Genomic DNA, 18,304 nt, shown 5'->3' with positions numbered 1-18,304 from the left:
CGTTAGAATTCCTCCCAGTCATCTTCAGCAGCCTTCGAAGACACTGCAGGCGTTGTTCCATTGGCCACTTTCTTGGCAGGTGCAGGTACTGACGCCCTTGGCGCTGCAGGCGCACTTCCGGAAAAGCTCTTAATTGGCTCTCTCGCTGCACTTAACCCAGTCTTGGCAGTGTCCACCTGGAAAAAGCCAATCAAGTTGAGAAGTTCACTACCTTCATCACGCAATGACTGGCTGGCCGCCGAGGCCTCTTCCACCAATGCCGCGTTCTGCTGAGTCATCTCATCCATCTTGACCACGGCTTTAGAAATCTCTTCAATACCAGTTGCTTGCTCCTGACTCGCGGAGTTGATCTTGCTAATCAAGGTACTGACTTCACCCACCGCATCGACGATCTCATTCAGCATCTCACCGGACTCATCAACCAACCTTGAGCCTTCAGATACTTTCTCAACACTGTCTTTGATGAGATCTTTAATTTCTTTTGCCGCACCTGCACTTCGCTGTGCCAGGTTACGCACTTCACCGGCAACGACCGCAAATCCACGACCTTGCTCACCGGCACGCGCCGCCTCAACAGCGGCATTCAGTGCCAACAAGTTGGTCTGGAAGGCAATTTCATCAATCACGCTAATAATGTCGGAGATACGCTTACTCGCTTTGTTAATCTCCCCCATCGCCTTCACGGTCTGTTTCACCACTTCACCACCTTTCTGAGCCTTGGTACTGGCATCCAGTGACAGGCGGTTTGCAGCATTAGCACTTTCCGCATTCTGCTTCACGGTAGAAGTCATCTCTTCCATGCTCGCAGCGGTTTCTTCAAGACTTGCAGCCTGTTCTTCAGTACGTTCGCTGAGGTCTGAGTTACCCTCCGCAATTTCACCCGAAGCTGAAGCGACACGGGAAGATGATGCTGTGATCTTCTCAACCATGTCACGAAGGTTAGTGATAGAGGTATTGACGGCGTCACTCAGCAACGCAAACTCCCCCTTGTAGTCTTCCGGCATGTTCACCTTGAGGTTACCCGCAGAGACTTTGGACATAACGTCTTTACAGTTATTTAGTGGTCCAACCATAGAATCCAGCAAGCCATTGATGCCACCACTCAGGTTTGCCATAAAGCCGGTGTATTTGGCGGTGTCTATACGCGTGTCTAAGCGTCCTTCAGAGGCTGCTTCTATAAGCCCTTGAACATCACGCTGGCCTGCCATTTGCTGGGTAATATCTTCCCACTGCAGAGCTGGGCCAATGTAGTTGCCTGCCGTGTCATACATAGCAATACAGGTTAGAGAGAACTCAAGGTTCCCTACTTTAATTTCAGCGGTGTATGGCAAGCGGTCAGGGTTACTGATGATGCTGCGCTGGTGAGCGGGGTTCTTATGGAAAATATCGATATTCTTCCCTTCCAAGGCATCAGCCTGAAAGCCAGGGAAAATTCCTCGTAACTCACTTTCCCTGCTAACTAGGAGTTTCTTCAATGCGGGGTTGTAATAGGTAATGTTGCCGTCTTTGTCAGCCATCATGATATTTGTGGTCATGCCTTCCACAGCAGAAACCAAGCGCCCAACTTCCACTTCACGCTCACGTTCTGCCGTCACATCACGCCACTCAAGGCTGTTACCAATATAATTACCTCTCGCATCAACAATCGCGGCAACATTAAGCTCAATGGTAATCCCTGCGACCTGAATGTCGGTCTTGTAAGGTAGGTTGTTGGGGTCAGACAAAAGCTGGCGCTGGTGCGCTGGATTCTTGTGGAATTCATCAATACAGCGACCCATCAGCCAATCTCTGGTCGCCATGAAGCCGGGCCAAACTTGTTTGAATGACGCTTGATGAGTTTCGAACAACTTGACAGTTTCTTCGTTGATATAAGTAATGGCGAAGTCTCGGTCGATAAGTACCATCGCCGTCAGAGACTGATCAATCGCCGCCTGTAAACGAGCGCGTTCGTTGTCCGCTTTCAAAGCTTCGGTGATGTCATCCCATTCCAACGTGTTGCCGATGTAATCACCTTTGTCATCGGTGACCGCTCCCACCACCAAGCGAAGAGTAACATCGTCCACCTGAATGTTGGTTTCGTAGGGAAGATTGGCGGGGTTTGACAGCAGCTGTCGCTGATGCGCCGGGTTAGCATGGAACATGTCGATACATGCCCCGACGATCCACTCTTTTTCAGCACGGAAGTTCGGCCACTTAGATCGGAACATGGCTTCATGCGTCTTTAACAATTCCATGGATTTGTTGTTAACGTAAAACACCTTGAAGTCCCGATCGACCATCATCAGCGCCGTTTGCGCCGAGTCCAGAGCGGAAACAATATGCGCCTTTAGTCCCTGATCTTTTTGTGTGTTTTTAGTTGGAGCTGTTTGCTCTTTCTTCCACCACGACATAATTGTTATTCCTCGCTAACCAGATCTGGCTGCGTTACTTCATGCAACTCGTCAAAATCGAACAGTTTTTCTAAACGAATCAACACCACGTGTTTGCCCTCGATAGATGCGATACCTTCGATGTACCGCTCATCAATTTTCACAAATCCGGGTGCCGACTTAATTTGGCTTTCGGAAAGCTGATATACCTCAGCAACCGCATCAACGATAATACCCAGGGATTGACCTTTCGCATTCCGCACAATAACGACCACCGTGGTTTTGCTCAAAACCGACGGTGCCATGTTGAAGCGCTGCCTAAGATCGACGATGGGTATGTACTCACCGCGAAGCTCTAACACTCCCAGCAGGTAGCTCTCGCTGTTGGGCAACTTGCGCACTTCCGACCAACCACGAACTTCCTTCACATCAAGAATGTTCAGTCCGTACTCTTCCTCATCAATAAGGAAGCTGAGGTATTCCATAACTTCTTCAGACATCTTTCACTCCTCAATGCACCAGGTTGTCGATATCGAGGAGCGCATCTACATCCAGAAGGCTCATCACCTGCGCATCAACATTCAGTAGGCCACTAACAAACGGCATGACGACCGAATCACCAATCGGCGGGATCAAGCTGTTGTCTCCCATATCGATCACGTCTGATACAGCATCGACAACAATCCCCATCATGCGGTTTCCAGCGTTCTCACCGGCTTTAAGGATTAACACAACGGTTGTAGGCAGGTATTCCACCTTACCGATATTGAAACGTACGCGGAGATCCATAATGGGCACGATCATTCCGCGCAAGTTGATCACGCCAAGGATAAATTCAGGTGCCCTTGGGATCAGTGTCGGCGATTCCCAGACTCGGATTTCTTCAACTCTCTGGATATCGACGCCATAAAGCTCATGCGCTAAATCGAAACTCAGAAAGTCAGAGCCTTTAAGTCGGTCGCCGCCGTCGACTATTTCGTCTTTATTTTCCGCTGCAGCCAGAGCTTGCTCACTCATTTACTCCTCCTATGCCGCAATATGGTTGTTTGCATCGCTGACACGGCTGAGGAAGCCCGACATCAGCCCTTGCACATCCAAAATCAGCGACACCGAACCATCACCAAGAATGGTCGCGCCTGAAATACCATTTACGCGGGTGTAATTCGACTCAAGGCTCTTAATGACGACTTGTTGCTGCCCGAGCATCTCGTCAAGTAGCAAGCCAATGCGATTTCCACCTGCCTCCACCAGACAAAGCAGTTGCTTGTCTAGTGCGCCAGATTCGCCGAGGCAGAACTCTTCTTTTAAGCGAAGGATGGGTATGTTTTCATCACGCAGGCGGTATAGCTCCACCCCTCCGGTAGCCACTTTCACGCGGTCCGATTCGATCTGAATGGATTCAATAATTGAAATGAGTGGTACAACAAAAACCTGATCAGCGAGTTTCACCAATTGCCCATCAAGAATGGCCAGTGTGAGTGGGAGACTGATTCTGAAGACACTACCTTCATCGGCTTTTGAATCTACTTCGATATGCCCGCCAAGATCTTCAATGTTCCGTTTCACTACATCCATACCAACACCCCGACCGGAAACATCCGAGACAACTTCTGCTGTGGAGAAGCCCGGTGCGAAGATCAGGTTGTAGACCTGATGATCAGACAGATCATCTATCGAGGTTTCTGAATGGAGCAGGCCTTTTTCAATGGCTTTCTTCCAGACTCTTTCTTTGTTGAGGCCAGCACCATCATCTCGCACCTCAATAACGATGGAGCCTCCTTGATGATAGGCATAGAGATTGACACGACCTGTTTCTGACTTACCTTTTTCAAGTCGGACTTCAGGCGATTCCAAACCGTGGTCGACGGCATTGCGCACCAAGTGAACCAATGGGTCAGTGATGCGCTCAAGAACGGTCTTATCAAGCTCAGTCTGCTCACCTTCGATAATAAGCTCAACGCTCTTACCTAGTTGGGAAGATAAGTCACGGATAAGACGAGGGAAGCGATTGAATGCAAAACTGATCGGCAGCATGCGAATGTTCAATACACTCTCCTGCAGTTCTTTGGTGTTTTGCAACAGTTGATCTAGCCCCGCCTGCAAGCGTTCAAGTTTGCTCTCAGAGAAGTTTTGGCCAAGTTCGGTGAGCATTGATTGAGTTATAACCAGCTCACCAACGAGGTTAATAAGGTTATCTACCTTATCGATTTCCACTCGGATAGATGAGACAGCATCGGCTTTAGATGCAGTTGCTTTCGTCGGAGCTTTAGGTTTATCCGATACCGGAGAGGGGACACTATTTTCTTGTGCTGGTTCAGCTTTTGTTGGCGCATCCTCTAAAACAACTTCTTCAACCTGCTCGCCTTCAGCTTGGGTGATTTCAAGATCGCACTCATCTTCAACCCACTCGAAGATTTCCTCAAGCTGGTCACGGGTGACTACGCCATCTACCGTGATCTTCCAACTGAGGTAACACATTTCAGGCTCAATCTCGCTGAGCGTTGGTAAGGTATCCTGAACGCATTCGATCACGCATTCGGCACCGAGATCGAACATCTCACGAAGAATACGAACCGGATCATTACCCGAGAAAAACATCTCTTTATGGGGCTTAAAGTGAATAATCCAGTCACCCGCACTACTGCCCTGTTCAGGCTGAAGTTTGTCAGCGTTGGCAGTAGGTACTGCATCACCAGATATGACTCCGCCGTTGAGCAACTCATTAAGCTGGTCAGTCAACGCATCTCTCAGTGCATGGTCGAAATCTGTACCAGTTTCGTAAGCCACCAACATGCTGTTAATACAATCGCCCCCTTTGAGGAGCAAATCAATGGTAGTAGCATCAAGACGACGCTTTCCCTCTCTGGCTTCGTCGAGCAAAGTCTCCATAACATGAGTAAACTGGCTGATCTCATTGAGATTAAAGGTCGCACCACCACCTTTGATCGAATGAGCAGCCCGGAAAATCGTGTTAATGATGTCTAGATCAACCTCTGCATCCGGGTCAAGGGCAAGCAGCTCACGCTCCAGGACTTCAAGGTTCTCACGACACTCCTCATAGAAAATCCGGCGCAGTTGATCCATGTCCAAAGCCATAGTGTTCTCCTTGGTTCAACACTTAAATGACGCGTTGCAGGGTCTTCAATAGCGTATCGGGATTAAAAGGCTTAACAATCCAGCCAGTTGCACCAGCTGATTTACCTATGCTTTTTTTCTCTGCTGACGTTTCAGTGGTCAGCATCAGAATCGGTGTAAATTTGTATTGCGGTACAGAACGTACCTGACGGACAAACTCAAGCCCGTCCATGTTTGGCATGTTGACGTCAGAGATGATGACATCATATTGGCCTGACTTGGCTTTAAGCAGCGCTTCAGCGCCGTCATTAGCCGTTTCTACCTGATAGCCCGCTTCTTTGAGCGTATGACTAACCATTTGGCGAATAGATACAGAATCGTCCGCCGCTAGAATTTTTCGCATACTGTCACCCTGATTGAACTACCTGAAAAACTTACTCAGCAAAATCGACTAAGCCCAACGGCTCAACCAACCCTAACGTTTTTGCTGCCCCTACAAGTTCACCGGACGCACCTTCCCACTTCCAACCTTTAGACTGGTTGTTGCAGAGGTTTCTGGCGGTGAGTAGAAGTTGTAATCCTGGCGCATCAACACGTGATACTTTGCTACCATCGATCAGCAAGCTGTCAGACTGCTCAAATTCGGCTTGCAGGCGATCTTTTAGGTCCATCACCTGTGTAATGTCTAGTTGTTCTCCCAATGAGAATCCCATCGAAGAATTCCCTCCCCTAACGATTGACTTACATCGAAAAGCTTTGCGTAACAATAAGTGTAGCAATATTGAGAAAAAAGGAAGGCTTTTAAAGTATTGTATCCTTAATGATACAATTGATAGCAATAATGACATTACTGCCTAAAGTATAAGTCACTTTTTAAAAAAAGGTTTTACGTTTTTAAGGACATATAAAAGCAGTAAAGGAATGTTAAGCCCACATCAACGCATTAGTGACTGGTTAAAGCCAAACCAGCTTGGTGCAATTCAACGCGAATTAGGCGAAAAAGCAGCAGTCGAACGATATGGGTAAGAAATTACTTTGACATCAACCCAGCACTACTATTTAATGGCGCCCGTTGCCTCGATAGCTCAGTCGGTAGAGCAGGGGATTGAAAATCCCCGTGTCGGTGGTTCGATTCCGCCTCGAGGCACCAAATTCAAGAAAGTGTTGCTACCTTTTCCGCTTCGCGGAAATGTGCCGGTACCTAGCCTGACACGGTCAATTCCGCCTCCAGGCAACGCGTTAAGTGAAATGGTGCAGATACAACAGCAACGTTTCTACGGTTTGTGTGCCGGCTTAGCTCAGTTGGTAGAGCAACTGACTTGTAATCAGTAGGTCACCAGTTCGACTCCGGTAGCCGGCACCATCTAAAACAAAAAAGCCTCGTCATTGACGAGGCTTTTTTGTACCTGCAATTTATCATCAGCCAAAAGAAAAAGGGCTAAGCTCCCGCCTAACCCCTTCTGGATTTAATTAAAAATCGATTGCAGCCAACCTACTGGTTCGGGCTTATCACACCGCTTGCGCCAATGGCCTTTCGGGTCCCACACCGGTAGCTTGCTATCGCTGAAGCAATCAGTCACAAACTGCCCCTCCCTGACCTGATAAGGTACGCTGGCCAACTCAGAAGGCCAGTTTAGTACCAGAGGCTCTGGCTTTCTTGCCTTGATGTAATCGGCATATAAACGTAATGCCCCAGATGAACCTGTCAGTTTGGTCGACTTGTTATCGTCGCGACCTAACCAGACCGTCACTACTTCACGGCCATCAATACCCACATACCAGCTGTCACGGTTGTTGTCTGTCGTACCGGTTTTACCAGCGAGCCCCGCCCAGCCGAAAGCAGGGTTGAGATAACGGCCTGTACCGCTTCGCACCACTTCTTTCATAGCGTACATCGTCAGCCAACTTGCTTGTTTGGGCACAGTCTGGCTCGATTTTGGCCAGTTTCGGTAAAGTACCTGCCCATCGCGGGTGACCACAGAACGCAGTGCCGTTAAATCAGCTTTGCGCCCGCCGCTGCCAATCGTCTGGAACATTTGTGTCACTTCAATCGGCGTCAGAGTAAAGGTACCAAGCAACAGTGAAGGCACGCGGGTTATTTGATCAGGATCGACACCCAGTTCTTCATAGGTATCAATCACTGTACCCAAGCCTACCGCCAAACCAAGGTTAACGGTTGGAATGTTATAAGAGTGCGCCAGTGCTTTAAGAAGCGGTACTTGTCCACGGAATTTTCTGTCGTAGTTGCGAGGCTTCCACTCACTGCCCTGATCGCCTTTGAGGACGATGGGTTTATCATCCAATGGTGACGCCAGATTGTATTTGTCAGGAACAGACAATGCCGCCAAATACACAGCCGGTTTGGAAAGCGAGCCAATCTGACGGCTACCATTGAGTGCACGGTTAAAGCCTGCAAAACCTGGACGGCTGCCGCCGACCATTGCACGGATCTCCCCGCTTTGGCGATCGGCAATCACAACAGCCGCTTCAAGATCTTTGCCTGCAACTTTCTTTAGCTCCTTGACCTTGTTAACCACTGTCTTGTCGATGATAGATTGGGACAAAGGATCCAGTGTACTAAATACACGAAGGCCACTTTCAGGATTGAACTGGCTGCCAACACGCTCGCGGATTTCGCGGGTCAGTTGTTCAAAATAAGCAGGCTGTCGGCTGTTAATACTTGGGGATTTCTGAATACCAAGCTTACGTGCGGCCGCTTCTGCATATTGGCCGGAAGAGATAACGCCATTTTCCATCATCATACGAAGGATAAGGTCACGCCTTTCCAGAACACGCTCTGGATAGCGCCATGGGTTGTAGTAAGAAGGCCCTTTGACAATCCCCACCAGCAACGCCAGCTGGTCAATGCTGAGCTCTTCAATCGGGCGACCGAAGTAAAGGCGCGCTCCCAAAGGAAAACCATGAACGCCCTTGCCACGCGCTTGACCCAGATACACTTCGTTCAGGTAGGCTTCGAGAAGCCGGTCTTTGCTGTAGCGATAATCCAATAGCACCGCGATATAGGCCTCTTGCGCTTTACGCCACAAGGTGCGATCGCGGGTGAGAAACACGTTTTTCGCCAACTGTTGGGTGAGGGTTGAGCCCCCCTGCACGGTTCGGCCCGCTTTAAGGTTGACCACCAGCGCTCGGACAATGGCCAGTGGTGCAACACCATCATGGTGGTAAAAATCTCTGTCTTCTGTGGTCAGTAGCGCATCGACCAGAAACTCAGGGAATCGCTCACGAGGCAGGAAAATACGCTGCTCATCCGTGTTCGACTCCATAGTGCCTAACAGCTTGGGTTCGATTCGTAGATAACCCAGTTGCTTGCCACTGTCGAGCTGCTTCAGGCTTTGCACGCCTTCCCCAGAAAAGGAGATCATCACGTGTTGCGCCTGCTCTGGACCATCCTCAAATTCAAAAGGACGGCGGATGATCTCGACGCGGGTCCTCGAAGCCGAATACTCACCAGGGCGGCTTGGGTTGCGCACACGCTTATAGTTCAAGATATCGAGTTCGCGCTTCAGGGTATCAATAGTGACCGATTCGCCGGGCGCAAGATGCAGAATGCGGCCATACACCACCGCAGGCAGTTGCCAGATTTGCCCATCAAAACGTTCCTGGATTTTGCTATCCAGATAAATCCCCCAAATCCCCATGACTGCCACTACAACCAGCGTACATTTAAAGCCAAAGGAGAGCAGTTTTTTACCCCAGCTTTTTTTCGCCGGAGCCGTTTTCTTCTTGCCACCGCGCGGGCTCGCCGTTTTTCGTCTCGTGCGGGGTTTGGTGTTCTTAGTTTCTTTCTTCATGAAGTCTGGTTCAGGCTTCCGGTTTAAAGTGTTTTTTGGTTAATCGCGTCGGCTGGTGATTTGCTGGATCATCAGGCCACACATGTTTCGGGTAGCGCCCTTTCATCTCTTTCTGCACTTCGCGGTAAGCGCCTCGCCAGAACCCTGCCAAGTCTTGCGTAATTTGTAGCGGCCTTTGCGCCGGACTCAATAGCTCAACCACCAGAGTCACTTTGCCATCAACGATGGTTGGCGACGTGGCTTGTCCATACATTTCCTGCATTCTGACCGCCAATACTGGCTTTTGTCCCTGTCGGTAGCGAATAGCGTAGCGTGAGCCTGTTGGTACTTCGTAAGTTTCCGGCAGCAATTGGTTAATCTGTTTGGTGATGTCCCAACCAAACCAGGTTTCCAGTGCACCGAAGAAGTCGATTTTCTTCAAATCCTTCAAGCTACGAACCCCGTTCATAAACGGTGCCAGCCAATCGTCGAGCGATCCCAACAGCGCAGATTCATCAAGCGGAGGCAGCGAGATGGCTAATTCCCAGCTTTGCGCACATCGCGCCCGGTTCAAAAGGCTTACTGCTTTGTCTGACATTGGTAATGATGTTTCGCCTTTTCGCTTAATCGCCTGAATCAGGGCACGGATCAGCATGTCATCACTTAATCGTACTATCGCTTTTTTAGCGACAACGATTTCACCGCAGCAAAGGTGTTCCTCTGCGACCAACGCACCTTTCTTTTCGTCCCAGTCTACCCATTCGCGTTCAGAAAACAGTGAAGGCAGATGGGTTTGCAACGTTGAAAAATCCATACGGACGGCGGTAAAAATACGACTATCGCCTTGCGAAACACTCATTAAGTCTACGGCAATCAACGCTTCTTCCCCTGAGAGCGGATGATCGGCATCGATTTGCGCCCCATGGCCATTACTTAACAAGAAGCGACCATTATTACCTCTAGATTTAGCAATCCGATCTGGCCATGCCGCGGCAGCAAGGATGGGCAGCCAGTCACTGGATAAATCCTCCGACAGTGTGCACTTCATTCTCGCAGCCAATTGCGCGGCACGCTGGCGGCTGGTCGGCTTTTTCATTGCCATCATCAATTGAAGACGCAAATCAGGGTCGGCTTTGCCCCGCGGTGGTTCTTCTGCCCATGCTGCAAACCAGCATGCTGTGGAAGTGGCCTCATCATCAAACGCCTTTGCCGCTATAAGCATTGCACCAAGACGGGCATCTGTTCCCAGCTCAGTCACCTGCTTGCCTTTGTGCGTCAGCGCATTGTGCTCATCGAGAATATCCAGCTGTCGCAATAGGGTAACGGCTTGCTGCCAATGTTGGGTCGGCGGAAGGTCAAGCCATTGCAAATCTTCCGGCGCACAGCCCCACTGCACGATTTCCAGCACCAGTTGCATCAAGTCACTGGTAACGATTTCAGGATCTGGCACTGCCCGCATCCGCTGGAACGAGTCTTCACTGTAAAGACGAAGACAAAGGCCCGCTGATAAGCGACCTGCCCGCCCCATCCGTTGAATCGCAGACGAGCGCGCAATCTGCACCGTTTCGAGCTTGGTGATGCCCGTTTTGCGGTTAAAGCGCGCCACGCGTTCAAGCCCTGAATCCACCACCAAGCGAATGCCTTCAATCGTCAAACTGGTTTCAGCAATGTTGGTTGCAAGTACCACCTTACGTTGGCCTTTCGATGCTGGTGCGATCGCCGCTTGTTGTTCTTTAGCATTCATCTGACCAAACAGCGGGCAAACCATCACACCATGGGGTACTTTCGATTCCAACACTTCAGCGACGCGGGTGATTTCCCCTGCGCCTGGCAAAAACACCAACGCTGAACCCTCTTCTTCCTGCATCAATTTAGCAACGGCAGACGCCACTAAACTCTCATAGCCATATTGTTTGGCGAGCGGCTGATAACGCACTTCAACCGGAAAGCTTCGGCCTTCGGACGTCAGTACCTTGGCTTCAGGCAGCAGGGTCGTTAGCGCCGCATCATCCAGTGTCGCTGACATCACCAACAAGGTTAAATCATCACGAAGCGCGCCCTGTACATCCAAAGAGAGCGCCAGAGCAAGATCCGCATGAAGGTTGCGCTCATGGAATTCATCGAAGATCACCAAACTCACACCGTCGAGCTCTGGGTCAGATTGGATCATTCTTGTCAGTGCGCCTTCAGTGACGATCTCAAGGCGGGTTTTGTCAGTGACACGGGTCTCACCACGCACGCGCAATCCTATCGTCTCGCCCACTTTCTCGCCGCGCTGGGAAGCCAGGAAACGGGCAATATTTCTTGCCGCCAGCCGACGGGGTTCCAACAGGATGATTTTTCCTTCGAAGACATTTTGCTGCAGCAACGCCTGCGGCAATCTTGTCGATTTACCGGCGCCCGGCGGCGCTTTGAGGATAACTTGCGAAGATTGAGTCAGCGTGGAGATCACGTCATCCAAGACGCTGTCGATAGGGAGCTGTGACAATGGAAAGACCTTTGTGTCAGAATTACTTGCACAGTATACCCTCTGGGGTGAGAGCAACAACGCCATAAGGATAAAGGGGTTTGAGAAAGGATACACAGCGCCTGTTTTTTGCACTCGACTTGGCTCATCCAGACAATGCCGAGAGTAAACAGCAGATTATCGAACTCAAACAGCATTTATCGCCACTGGGGCGTCCTGTGCCAAATGATAACCTACATATCACTCTGGCGTTTCTAGGCGAAGTTGACAGCCAAGCCTATCGTGCTTTGTGTGATGCTGCGGATAAAATATCGCTTCCGGCTATCTCAACCCAAACCACAGAAACAGGACAATTTTCCAAGCAAGGTATTGTCTGGCTCGGCTTAGATCTGGATGACACACTGAATACATTGGCCGCCTCCCTGCAAGGATTTGCCGCTGACATCTTAATTCGTCCGACCGAGAAGCGTTTCATTCCTCATATCTCTTTATTACACCGCACCAAAGTGACAGAAAACCTCCATCAGCTTTCAGTGCCACTCACTTTCGATCAATTTGGCATCTATGCGTCTATCCCTGATAAAAGTGGGCGCGACGTGTATTACCGATGCCTGAATCGTTGGACATTAACTCATTGATGTTTATCGATATAAAATCCAAGGACTCTCATGAAATTTGATCCACCTTTGCAATCAGCGACATTAATTCGGCGCTACAAACGTTTTCTTGCTGACGTGACATTACCAGATGGCTCTGAAGTCACTATGCACTGTGCGAACACAGGCGCGATGACAGGCTGTGCCACACCGGGTGACACAGTATGGTATTCCACCTCTGATAACCCCAAGCGCAAATATGCTAACAGCTGGGAGCTGACAGAAACCCAACATGGGCATCTAATTTGCGTTAATACTGCGCAGGCTAACCGTCTGGTGGTCGAAGCAATCAAAGAGGGGATGGTGGAAGAACTTCAGGGCTATGAAGCCCTCCGTACCGAAGTACCGTACGGTGAAGAGAAAAGCCGTATCGATATCCTGCTGCAATCACCCGAAAAAGAAGACTGCTATGTAGAGGTAAAAAGTGTCACTTTGCTAGAAGAAAAGGGCCAAGGCTTTTTCCCAGATGCTATTACCACCAGGGGTCAGAAACACTTACGGGAATTGAGCATACTCGCTCAGCAAGGACAACGTGCGGTGTTACTTTTTGCCGTGCTTCATTCTGGGATTGAGAAGGTATCAGCGGCAAAACACATAGATGCAGTCTATAATCAGCTACTTATAGACGCTCAAGAACTTGGTGTGGAAATTTTGTGTTACCAAACGGCACTTTCATCAGTCCATATGAGCATAAACAAACGGGTCCCGTTCTCCCAGAATTGAGAAAAAATGTAGGCATCTTCACACTGGGATGACAAGAGGCAAAAACAATGATTGCCTCGGTATAGGGTTTCTGATATAGATACCGCCCTCTTTTGACCGAGCGGGTCAGGGTGTATTTAGGAGAACGCTTAATGCCAGAAAGCAAAGTTAAAAAATCGCTGGGCATCCTGGCTACGGCCGGGTTAGAACCTTACCAAGAGAAGGCTGGCGAGGAGTACATGAATGAACAACAAGTTGATCATTTCCGTAAAATCCTCCAAGCGTGGCGTAATCAACTCAGGGAAGAAGTTGACCGTACTGTACATCACATGCAAGACGAAGCAGCTAATTTCCCAGATCCTGTTGACCGCGCGGCACAGGAAGAAGAGTTCAGCCTGGAACTGCGTAACCGCGATCGCGAACGCAAGCTGATCAAGAAGATCGACAAAACCCTTCAACGTCTGGAAGACGATGATTTTGGTTTCTGTGACTCTTGTGGTGTTGAAATCGGGGTACGTCGCCTTGAAGCCCGCCCTACTGCTGATCTCTGTATTGACTGCAAAACCCTTGCAGAAATCAAAGAAAAGCAAATGGCAGGCTAAGCCTACCGCTTTACCGAGATTCATGGCAAAAAGGGAGCTAAGGCTCCCTTTTTCCTTTTTTAGAGAAACAGAAAATGCAATACGTCGGGCGATTCGCCCCTTCGCCATCTGGCCCTCTGCACTTTGGGTCCTTGGTGGCCGCGCTGGGAAGCTACCTTCAAGCCAAAGCCCATCAGGGTAAATGGTTGGTTCGCATCGAAGATATTGACCCGCCACGGGAAGTCGCCGGGGCAGTTGATGCCATTCTAAAAACACTGGATGCCTATGGCCTTCATTGGGATGACGGCATCCTTTACCAGCATGACCGCTACGATGCGTATCAGGCGCAGATAGAGCGCTGGCTGACGAATGGTGACGCCTATTTTTGTCAATGTACGCGACGTCAGATAAAAGATGCGGGTGGCATTTATCCCGGTACTTGCCGCCACCGCACCCTGGATGCTGAAGGCTCTGCCGTTCGCGTCTGCATTGATAATCCGGTGACAGAGTTTGTCGATGTCAAACATGGTGTGATGCAGCTTGACCCAGCGATGGCGGCGGAAGACTTCATTATTAAGCGCCGTGATGGGCTTTATGCCTATAACCTTGCAGTGGTAATGGACGATATTCATCAGGGCATTACAGAGGTCGTTCGTGGCGCGGATCTCATTGAGCCGACGGGAAGACAGGTTTCTCTTTATCAAAAACTGGGGGCACCTCAGGTGAGTTATTTGCACTTACCACTTGCACTCAACGCCGACGGTAATAAGCTTTCTAAGCAAAACCATGCACCGGCTATCGACAATGCCAATCCTAGCCCAGCCCTTGAGGCTGCCTTTACGTTTTTAGGGCACCCTGTTCCTGCTGAATTACAAGGAGCACCGGTGCAAAAACTACTCCTTTGGGGAGTAAAAAACTGGCAGATAAACAAGCTGCCAAATGAGACGGAAGTGATTACAGCTTTCTAAAATACAGAGCAGTGATATATCATATGCCGTCGTTTTTATGGCCCGACCTGTCAGATACGAGGTGAGTTATCTTTAATCGAGTTACCAGCTTTTGCCGTAAGGTATTGAATCGCGATAATAAAACACGTGCGATTGATGACCTAAAGCTAGAAGTTATTCCACGCCAAGAGCACGGTATATCAAGAAAAGATATCAGCGAAAATGCGCTGAAGGTGCTCTATCGCCTGAATAAAGCAGGCTTTGAAGCATACCTCGTTGGTGGTGGTGTGCGTGATTTGCTGCTGAATAAACAGCCAAAAGATTTCGATATCGCGACCAACGCGACGCCTGAAGAAGTCCGCAAACTGTTCCGAAACTGCCGCTTGGTTGGCCGCCGCTTTCGTCTGGCACACATTCTTTTCGGTCGCGACGTAATTGAAGTGGCAACCTTCCGTGGTCACCATGGCAGTGGTAAAGCTGATAAGTCCGCCAGCCAGTCGAATGACGGCATGCTGCTGCGTGACAACGTTTACGGCACCATCGATGAAGATGCTGAACGCCGTGACTTTACCGTCAATGCCCTTTACTACAACATTGATGACTTCTCGGTACGCGATTATGCAGGTGGCGTTGAAGACCTGAAAAACCGCGTGATACGCCTGATTGGCGATCCGGAAACCCGTTACCGTGAAGACCCGGTTCGTATGCTGCGTGCGGTGCGCTTTGCCGCAAAACTCGACATGCAAATCAACGATGCGACGGCTGCGCCAATTCCTGCACTGGCTCACCTGCTTCGTGATATTCCTGCCGCCCGTCTGTTTGAAGAAAGCCTCAAGCTTTTGCAATCCGGCAACGGCTTGGACACCTATCGCCTGCTGCGTGATTACAACCTCTTTTCGCCACTGTTCCCGATCTTGGATGAGCATTTCACCGAAGATCGCAGCAGTAAATGCGAGAAAATGTTGGAGCACGTGCTGAAATCTACCGATGACCGTGTCGCCAACGACCAACGCATTAATCCAGCCTTTATGTATGCCGCCATGCTATGGTATCCGCTGGAAACCCGCGCAGAAGAAATCGCCTTCGAAAGTGGTCTTAGCTACTACGATGCTTTTATGGTCGCGGCCAATGATATTCTGGATGAGCAAGTAAAGAGTATCGCGATCCCGCGCCGCTTTACTGCAATGATCCGGGATATCTGGCAATTGCAGCTTCGCTTGAGCCGCCGCTCCGGTAATCGTGCTTACAAACTGCTGGAACAAAACAAATTCCGCGCTGCGTTCGACTTCCTTGAAATGCGTGGCAAGATTGAAGGTGGACAACTGGAAGAGCTTGCTACCTGGTGGGATGACTTTCAAAAAGCGAACCGTGACGATCGCCATGACATGGTGCAAGTGCTTAACAAGGCCAGTGCAGCGAAAAAGACTCGCCGTCGCCGTAAAACTAAGCCTCGCAGCCGAAAGCCTAAACCAAAGTCGAATACAGAATTATGATCCGCGCTTACATTGCTATAGGCAGTAATTTAGGTCATCCGGTAGAGAAAGCCCAACTTGCGATTGAGGCACTGAAACATCTGCCGGGTACCCGCTTTGTCTGTACATCTTCGCTCTATAGCAGCAAGCCGATGGGTCCCGCCAACCAGCCCGATTATGTGAATGCGGTTGCAGCCATTGACACCGAGCTTCAACCGTTAGATCTTCTTGATCATACACAGCGCATTGAGCTGGAGTTTGGCCGCGAGCGTAAAGAAGAACGCTGGGGACCACGAACTCTGGACCTGGATATCCTGCTTTATGGGGATCTCCAGCTGGAAAGTGAACGGTTAACCGTTCCACACTACGGGATGAAAGTGCGAGAGTTCGTACTTTACCCTCTCGCCGAAATAGCCCCTGACTTGCAGCTGCCTGATGGCTGTGCTGTTGCAGAGCTGGTCGCCGTCACGGATAAAAACGGCCTGACTGCCCTCGCGTAAGCACACCTGCCTAGGCACCGAAACAAAACAAGCAGGGTTTGGGAGACAATATGAAAAAAATTACGATTAGTACCTTAATGGCATGGAAGCAGGAAGGACGTAAATTTGCTTCGGCAACTGCTTATGACGCCAGTTTTGCCCAATTGTTTGAAGAGCAGGAAATGCCTGTGTTGCTGGTTGGCGACTCGCTGGGCATGGTTTTGCAAGGAAAGAGCGATACACTTTCAGTCACGATTGACGAAATCGCTTACCATACACGCAGCGTGCGTGCAGGAAGCTCAAACAGCCTCTTGATGGCTGACATGCCATTTATGTCATTTGCCACGCCGGAAGAAGCCTGCAAAAACGCAGCTGTTCTGATGCAGGCGGGCGCAAACATGGTGAAAGTGGAAGGCGGCGCCTGGCTGGCTGATACCATCACCATGTTGACACAACGTGCTGTCCCTGTTTGTGCACACCTTGGCTTAACTCCTCAGTCAGTCAACATCTTCGGTGGCTTTAAAATCCAGGGCCGCGAAGAGGAAAAAGCAGAGCAAATGGTTCAAGACGCATTGGCCCTTGAAAAAGCCGGTGCTCAGGTCATCTTGCTGGAGTGTGTGCCAAAAGCGCTAGCTGCGCGCATCACTGACGCTGTCCGCATACCTGTCATTGGTATCGGTGCGGGTAATGCAACAGATGGTCAAATTCTGGTGATGCACGACATGTTTGGCATCTCTGCTAACTACATCCCACGTTTTTCTAAAAACTACCTGAAAGAAACGGGCGATATGCGTCTGGCTGTGTCCCGTTACATTGAAGAAGTGGCAAGCGGCAAGTTCCCTGGCCCAGAGCAGACGTTTAACTGAGGAATGCCGATAAATGCAAGTAATCGCTGAGATTGCCCCACTCCGTGAACAGGTTCAGCAATGGCGCCGTGAAGGCCAGCGCATTGCGTTTGTCCCTACCATGGGCCACCTGCACGACGGCCACCTCACCTTGGTTCGCAGAGCCCGTGAGAATGCCGATGCAGTGGTTGTTAGCATCTTCGTTAACCCAATGCAGTTTGATAAAGCAGACGATTTGGCCGCGTATCCACGCACACTGGATGAAGACATTGCCAAATTGAATTCCGAAGGGGTTGAAGTGGTGTTCACGCCTACAGCGGACATCATGTACCCCAATGGCATGGACAACCACGCATTTGTGGACGTTCCGAGTCTTTCCGGTGTACTCGAAGGGACTTCGCGTCCGGGTCATTTTAAAGGCGTAGCAACCGTTCTTTCCAAGCTGTTCAATATGGTTCAACCAGATGTGGCTTGCTTTGGTGAGAAAGACTTTCAGCAACTGGCTGTGATTAAAAAGATGGTGGACGATCTTTGCTTACCTATCGAAATCATTCCTGTTGCGACAGCGCGTGAAATGGATGGGCTTGCCATGAGTAGCCGTAACACCCGTCTGACCGTCGATGAGCGTCAACGTGCGCCAGTGCTGGCAAAAACCCTGCGTTGGATCAGTAGCCAAATGCGTGGTGGCCGTAACGACTACAGCGAACTGGTTCTTGACGGTAACGACCAGCTGCGCGCAGCTGGTCTGGAGCCGGACGAGATTTTCATCCGTGATGCCAACACCCTGCAACCGATCAGCGAGCATACATCGAAAGCGGTTATCCTCGCGGCAGCCTTCCTGAGTCAGGTGAGACTTATCGACAACCTTACTGTTGATTTGACTCCACAGGTCGCTGACGACAGCGAAGAGTAATGCGCTC

16 protein-coding genes and 2 tRNA genes are annotated in these 18,304 nt (G+C 50.0%); 10 read left to right on the top strand and 8 right to left on the bottom strand.

Translation table 11 applies throughout. The annotated features are described in order from the left end of the window. Positions 1 to 2: 2 nt before the first annotated feature. Genes aer2 through VP504_RS13685 form a run of 6 tightly spaced genes read right to left on the bottom strand, consistent with a single transcriptional unit; the run spans position 3 to position 6,157 of the window. Entirely contained in the window at positions 3 to 2,390 is a 2,388-nt protein-coding gene (gene aer2, locus VP504_RS13710; protein WP_325891638.1) for an aerotaxis transducer Aer2, read from the bottom strand. 5 nt (positions 2,391 to 2,395) lie between these two features. Continuing rightward, on the bottom strand, positions 2,396 to 2,869 hold the full coding sequence (locus VP504_RS13705; RefSeq protein ID WP_325891637.1) for a chemotaxis protein CheW: 474 nt from the start codon (positions 2,867 to 2,869) through the stop codon (positions 2,396 to 2,398). A gap of 10 nt (positions 2,870 to 2,879) precedes the next feature. Continuing rightward, positions 2,880 to 3,386: a chemotaxis protein CheW gene (locus VP504_RS13700; RefSeq protein ID WP_062705876.1), complete on the bottom strand. Its 507-nt coding sequence runs from the start codon at positions 3,384 to 3,386 to the stop codon at positions 2,880 to 2,882. Positions 3,387 to 3,395: 9 nt separating this feature from the next. After that, a complete protein-coding gene (locus VP504_RS13695; RefSeq protein WP_325891636.1) occupies positions 3,396 to 5,465 on the bottom strand; it encodes a chemotaxis protein CheA in 2,070 nt (689 codons plus the stop codon). 22 nt (positions 5,466 to 5,487) lie between these two features. Continuing rightward, on the bottom strand, positions 5,488 to 5,847 hold the full coding sequence (locus tag VP504_RS13690) for a response regulator (protein ID WP_062705882.1): 360 nt from the start codon (positions 5,845 to 5,847) through the stop codon (positions 5,488 to 5,490). A gap of 31 nt (positions 5,848 to 5,878) precedes the next feature. Continuing rightward, complete coding sequence (locus VP504_RS13685) at positions 5,879 to 6,157, bottom strand: STAS domain-containing protein (RefSeq protein WP_062705885.1); 279 nt, start codon at positions 6,155 to 6,157, stop codon at positions 5,879 to 5,881. A 361-nt stretch (positions 6,158 to 6,518) separates the two neighbouring features. Here VP504_RS13685 and VP504_RS13680 point away from each other — a divergent pair. Both VP504_RS13680 and VP504_RS13675 read left to right on the top strand, forming a co-directional pair. After that, positions 6,519 to 6,594, top strand: a tRNA-Phe gene (locus VP504_RS13680). A gap of 137 nt (positions 6,595 to 6,731) precedes the next feature. Next, positions 6,732 to 6,807, top strand: a tRNA-Thr gene (locus VP504_RS13675). A gap of 103 nt (positions 6,808 to 6,910) precedes the next feature. Here VP504_RS13675 and mrcB read toward each other — a convergent pair. Both mrcB and hrpB read right to left on the bottom strand, forming a co-directional pair. Beyond that, positions 6,911 to 9,256, bottom strand: coding sequence for a penicillin-binding protein 1B (mrcB, locus tag VP504_RS13670; protein ID WP_325891635.1), 2,346 nt, complete (start codon positions 9,254 to 9,256; stop codon positions 6,911 to 6,913). Positions 9,257 to 9,266: 10 nt separating this feature from the next. Beyond that, complete coding sequence (gene hrpB, locus VP504_RS13665) at positions 9,267 to 11,723, bottom strand: ATP-dependent helicase HrpB (RefSeq protein ID WP_325891633.1); 2,457 nt, start codon at positions 11,721 to 11,723, stop codon at positions 9,267 to 9,269. A gap of 80 nt (positions 11,724 to 11,803) precedes the next feature. Here hrpB and thpR point away from each other — a divergent pair, with 80 nt between their 5' ends. The 8 genes from thpR to panC all read left to right on the top strand — a co-directional run bounded on the left by thpR (position 11,804) and on the right by panC (position 18,297). Next, positions 11,804 to 12,340 carry an RNA 2',3'-cyclic phosphodiesterase gene (thpR, locus tag VP504_RS13660; RefSeq protein WP_325891631.1) on the top strand — a complete coding sequence of 179 codons (537 nt, stop codon included), beginning with the start codon at positions 11,804 to 11,806 and terminating at the stop codon, positions 12,338 to 12,340. A 30-nt stretch (positions 12,341 to 12,370) separates the two neighbouring features. Further along, complete coding sequence (gene sfsA / locus VP504_RS13655) at positions 12,371 to 13,081, top strand: DNA/RNA nuclease SfsA (protein WP_325891630.1); 711 nt, start codon at positions 12,371 to 12,373, stop codon at positions 13,079 to 13,081. 131 nt (positions 13,082 to 13,212) lie between these two features. Beyond that, positions 13,213 to 13,662, top strand: coding sequence for an RNA polymerase-binding protein DksA (gene dksA / locus VP504_RS13650; RefSeq protein ID WP_165013509.1), 450 nt, complete (start codon positions 13,213 to 13,215; stop codon positions 13,660 to 13,662). Positions 13,663 to 13,736: 74 nt separating this feature from the next. Further along, positions 13,737 to 14,609 carry a tRNA glutamyl-Q(34) synthetase GluQRS gene (gene gluQRS / locus VP504_RS13645; protein WP_325891629.1) on the top strand — a complete coding sequence of 291 codons (873 nt, stop codon included), beginning with the start codon at positions 13,737 to 13,739 and terminating at the stop codon, positions 14,607 to 14,609. Positions 14,610 to 14,713: 104 nt separating this feature from the next. Beyond that, on the top strand, positions 14,714 to 16,081 hold the full coding sequence (pcnB, locus tag VP504_RS13640; protein WP_325891627.1) for a polynucleotide adenylyltransferase PcnB: 1,368 nt from the start codon (positions 14,714 to 14,716) through the stop codon (positions 16,079 to 16,081). Continuing rightward, positions 16,078 to 16,560 (top strand): 2-amino-4-hydroxy-6-hydroxymethyldihydropteridine diphosphokinase, encoded by a 483-nt coding sequence (gene folK, locus VP504_RS13635; RefSeq protein ID WP_325891626.1) that lies wholly within the window; start codon positions 16,078 to 16,080, stop codon positions 16,558 to 16,560. Before pcnB ends, folK begins: the two co-directional genes overlap by 4 nt. A 50-nt stretch (positions 16,561 to 16,610) precedes the next feature. Continuing rightward, the gene (panB, locus tag VP504_RS13630) at positions 16,611 to 17,405 is read left to right on the top strand and encodes a 3-methyl-2-oxobutanoate hydroxymethyltransferase (protein WP_325891625.1); all 795 of its coding nucleotides are present in this window, start codon (positions 16,611 to 16,613) and stop codon (positions 17,403 to 17,405) included. 13 nt (positions 17,406 to 17,418) lie between these two features. After that, a complete protein-coding gene (gene panC, locus VP504_RS13625; RefSeq protein WP_325891624.1) occupies positions 17,419 to 18,297 on the top strand; it encodes a pantoate--beta-alanine ligase in 879 nt (292 codons plus the stop codon). Positions 18,298 to 18,304: the final 7 nt, after the last annotated feature.

This window comes from Grimontia sp. NTOU-MAR1, from assembly GCF_035758505.1.
GTDB lineage: Bacteria > Pseudomonadota > Gammaproteobacteria > Enterobacterales > Vibrionaceae > Enterovibrio > Enterovibrio marinus.
Note: the sequence above shows the minus strand (reverse complement) of the source record. Positions and strands in the feature narration are given on the sequence as shown.

Excerpts from the sequence above, each read along its gene's own strand:
- dksA (WP_165013509.1), top strand. The coding sequence starts at position 13,213 with ATGCCAGAAAGCAAAGTTAAAAAATCGCTGGGCATCCTGGCTACGGCC.
- VP504_RS13705 (WP_325891637.1), bottom strand. The coding sequence starts at position 2,869 with ATGTCTGAAGAAGTTATGGAATACCTCAGCTTCCTTATTGATGAGGAA.
- panC (WP_325891624.1), top strand. The coding sequence starts at position 17,419 with ATGCAAGTAATCGCTGAGATTGCCCCACTCCGTGAACAGGTTCAGCAA.
- gluQRS (WP_325891629.1), top strand. The coding sequence starts at position 13,737 with ATGCAATACGTCGGGCGATTCGCCCCTTCGCCATCTGGCCCTCTGCAC.
- VP504_RS13685 (WP_062705885.1), bottom strand. The coding sequence starts at position 6,157 with ATGGGATTCTCATTGGGAGAACAACTAGACATTACACAGGTGATGGAC.
- sfsA (WP_325891630.1), top strand. The coding sequence starts at position 12,371 with ATGAAATTTGATCCACCTTTGCAATCAGCGACATTAATTCGGCGCTAC.
- folK (WP_325891626.1), top strand. The coding sequence starts at position 16,078 with ATGATCCGCGCTTACATTGCTATAGGCAGTAATTTAGGTCATCCGGTA.
- aer2 (WP_325891638.1), bottom strand. The coding sequence starts at position 2,390 with ATGTCGTGGTGGAAGAAAGAGCAAACAGCTCCAACTAAAAACACACAA.
- VP504_RS13700 (WP_062705876.1), bottom strand. The coding sequence starts at position 3,386 with ATGAGTGAGCAAGCTCTGGCTGCAGCGGAAAATAAAGACGAAATAGTC.
- mrcB (WP_325891635.1), bottom strand. The coding sequence starts at position 9,256 with ATGAAGAAAGAAACTAAGAACACCAAACCCCGCACGAGACGAAAAACG.
- panB (WP_325891625.1), top strand. The coding sequence starts at position 16,611 with ATGAAAAAAATTACGATTAGTACCTTAATGGCATGGAAGCAGGAAGGA.
- VP504_RS13690 (WP_062705882.1), bottom strand. The coding sequence starts at position 5,847 with ATGCGAAAAATTCTAGCGGCGGACGATTCTGTATCTATTCGCCAAATG.
- VP504_RS13695 (WP_325891636.1), bottom strand. The coding sequence starts at position 5,465 with ATGGCTTTGGACATGGATCAACTGCGCCGGATTTTCTATGAGGAGTGT.